The sequence below is a fragment of the Desulfovibrio sp. 1214_IL3152 genome (genome assembly GCF_036763055.1).
Lineage (GTDB): Bacteria > Desulfobacterota > Desulfovibrionia > Desulfovibrionales > Desulfovibrionaceae > Desulfovibrio.
This window is the reverse complement of record NZ_JBAIYW010000626.1, coordinates 1-3,309: the sequence shown is the minus strand read 5'-3', so window position 1 is coordinate 3,309 and position 3,309 is coordinate 1. Positions and strand designations below refer to the sequence as shown.

The window sequence follows — 3,309 nt, the reverse complement described above, 5'->3', positions numbered from 1 at the left end:
CCAGAGCGCCAGGGCAAGGCTGGCCGCCAGCCAGAGGCTGCCGCCCAGGGCCATGCGCCATGACGCGGAAAGCCTCCCGCCCGGCCACAAACGACCGGACAGGAGGCTTTTATTATGCTTTTTATCGGACATACGCCACTAAATTGTGCGTCAGGGCGTCACTGAGCCTTGATTTCCCGCATTTTGGGCAGGCTTTTGACCATCTGAAGGCCCATGCGCAACTGGTTGTCGCGCGCAAGCTGTTCCTGGGCGTCATTGGCCGTGCTTTTGCCCTTGGGAGCCTTTTTGTCGTTCTTGGTTTCAAGGTGACGGTTCAGGTCCTGCTCGCGCAGGAGCATACGCGGATTGTCCTTGTCGTCGGAACGCGGCGCTTCAAAGGGTATTTCAAGGTCGGGCACGATGCCTTCGGCCTGAATGGAACTGCCGTTGGGCGTGTAGTAGAGGGCCACCGTGAGCTTGAGCCCGGAGCCGTCGGAAAGGGGAATAATGTTCTGCACAGAACCCTTACCGAATGAGCGTTCGCCCAGGATGAGGGCGCGCTTCTGGTCGCGCAGCGCACCGGCCACGATTTCAGATGCCGAGGCGGAACCGGCGTTGATCAGAACAACCATGGGGACGCGCACATCGTCGTTCTGTTTTTTGGCGGAATACACACGTTCCGTGTTTTCGCGGCGGCCCTTGATGGAAACGATGGTGCCTTTTTCAAGAAAGGCGTCAGCCACGCTGACGGCCTGGTCAAGCAGCCCGCCGGGGTTGTTGCGCAGATCAAGCACAATGCCCTTGATGCCGCCGTTGGCCTTGCTTTCTTTTTCCGCAGCCTTGAGCGCTTCTTTCAGTTCATCGGTGGTGCGTTCGGAAAAGCGCGTGAGGCGTATCCAGTAGTAGCCGTCCTCAAGTTTTTTGGACTTGACGCTGATGAGGGGGATGGCATCGCGCGTGATGCGCACGGTCTGCGGGTTTTTTGAGTCGTGGTGCAGGATGACCAGTTCCACCTCAGAACCCTTGGGGCCGCGGATGCGCGACACCACTTCCTGAAGCGACAGTTCCTGTGCGGGCTGGCCGTTGATGGACAGGATTATGTCGCCCGGCTGCAGACCTGCGCGGAAGGCCGGGGTGTCTTCAATGGGCGTCACCACGGTGATCTGGCCGTTTTCCTGTGAAATTTCTATGCCCACGCCAAAGAATTCGCCGGAGGTCGTCTCCTGCATTTCTTTGTATTCGTCTGTGCTCATGAAGGTGGAGTGGGGGTCAAGCCCCTGCAGCATGCCTTTGACGGCCCCGTTGATGAGGTCGCCCTGGGTCACGTCGCGTACGTAGTAGCGTTCAACCAGATCAAGCACCTGGCTGAAGCGTTTGAGGGCATCGAATTTATTGGGAGCTTCCTTGGCAGGCTCTTTTGCATCGGCGGCATAGGATGTGCCGGGAAAAGCTGTGGCAACGCCAATGAGCAGAAGGAAGGCAAACATGTGTGAACGGAAAAGAAGACGCATACAGACGTTCTCCAGGCATACAAAATGAACGTAAAAGTACGTTGCGATTTTGCCGCAACGCGGAAAAGAAGCGCCGCCCGGTCGGAAGGCCGGTCCGGCGTACATCAATTCATAATGAACTGTTTTAAGGTAAAAGGCAAATCAAAAGGCAGACGGTTCGGTATGTGACCGTATTTTTTGTAAAAATAAAAACAAAAAATTCGGATCGCCCAGGATGCGCCCGCAGACGGCCCAAGCCTTCGGTCATGGTTCGTCAGTTATCAGTGCAGGAAAATAAGTATACAACGATTTGAATATATAAGCTTTTTATTTTTTGTGCCAGAGGCGCAAACAGGGCGGCAGCATCAATGTCCGCACGCATGGCACGAGAAAGGCCGGGAACAGGCGGTTTCAGAAAAGGCAAAATGTGTGCCGTATAAAAACAGGGGGCTGCCGTGTGGCGGCAGCCCCCGAGCCGAAAGGCTCCTCCAACCATCATCCATCCAGAGCCGTGCGGTCAGCAGGGCCGGAGTTTCGGGCAGCCGGACAGGCCGCCGACAACATCCTTACTTGCAGCATTCGCTGGCATTGAAAAATGCTGCGGTACCGGCGCCGCACACGGGGCAGTCGTCGCAGGGGCCTTCGTGGGTGTAGCCGCATACCTTACAGATGTAGTAGTCGGTCTCGGGCAGGCCGGCAGGGTTTTCCAGAGCTTTTTTGTACAGGTTGGCGTGCACTTCTTCCACACTGTTCACAAAGTCGAAGTATTTGGCAATGGCGGTCTTGCCTTCCGCTTCGGCGTCCTTGATCATTTCGGGGTACATCTTGGTGAATTCGTAGGTTTCACCTTCAATGGCGGACTTGAGGTTGGCCGTGGTGTCGCCGATCTTGCCCGCATTGCGCAGGTGAGCGTGGGCGTGGATGGTTTCGGCGGCGGCAGCGGCGCGGAAAAGCTTGGCGACCTGGGTCATGCCTTCCTTGTCAGCCACCTGGGCGAAGGCAAGGTATTTGCGGTTGGCCTGGGATTCGCCGGCAAAGGCCGTCATGAGATTTTCTTGCGTTTTGTCCATTTCTTAACTCCTTTTATGTAAACATGTTGCTTTTTTCTATCAAGAACAATTCCTATTTAAACAATCTCACGCTGATTGTAAAGCTTTTTTACAGCCAACTCGGCAAAGCATCTCGTGTTAAAGATACTATATCATTTTTTTCAGTATGTTGCCATAGAAAGTAGTTCAATGCCCCTTTGGCTGCACGCGATGGCAGCGGCGGCCTGTTTGTGCCAGTCGTCGGCAGCGGTTTTTTGACCGTTAAGCCGTAACCTGGAGTGAGGAGGCACTTTGCGCACGCCGGGGAAAGCCGCATGACGGCGGCGCAACGCGCGGGAATGCGCAGGGCATTTCTGCCGGGCAACACCGCCGCAGGGCTGTGGCAGGCGCACCCTCGCACTAAGCCCTTCCCTAAGAAAGCCTCAGCGGCTACACTGGCGGCATGGACCCCCAGAATATCATTGATCATCTTGGCCTCGCTCCGCATCCGGAAGGCGGTTATTATCGCCGCACGTACTGTAGCGGCCACACCTTTGCCGCACAGGATATGCCCTGCGGTTTTGACCGGCCCCGGCCCGTATCCACCGCCATTCTTTTTTTATTGCGGGCAGGGCAGTATTCGCGTCTGCACCGCATACGGCAGGACGAACTCTGGCACTTTCATCTGGGCGGCCCCCTGCGTCTGGCGTGGATAGACCGGGAGGGACGTTCGCACGAGACGCTTGTCGGCCCGGATATCCTGAACGGTCAGGCATTGCAGTGGGCCGTGCCGGGCGGTTGCTGGTTCGGCG

The 3,309-nt window shown here is 56.5% G+C and carries 3 protein-coding genes; 1 reads left to right on the top strand and 2 read right to left on the bottom strand.

Features of this window, described 5'->3' with window-relative positions; all coding sequences use genetic code 11:
• Nucleotides 1–158: 158 nt before the first annotated feature.
• A complete protein-coding gene (locus tag V6C07_RS13045) occupies nt 159–1,490 on the bottom strand; it encodes a S41 family peptidase (protein WP_333536909.1) in 1,332 nt (443 codons plus the stop codon).
• Nucleotides 1,491–2,035: 545 nt separating this feature from the next.
• A complete protein-coding gene (locus V6C07_RS13040) occupies nt 2,036–2,539 on the bottom strand; it encodes a rubrerythrin family protein (protein ID WP_333536908.1) in 504 nt (167 codons plus the stop codon).
• A 421-nt stretch (nt 2,540–2,960) separates the two neighbouring features.
• Here V6C07_RS13040 and V6C07_RS13035 point away from each other — a divergent pair.
• On the top strand, nt 2,961–3,309 hold a 349-nt coding region (locus V6C07_RS13035; RefSeq protein ID WP_333536907.1), incomplete at its 3' end, for a cupin domain-containing protein.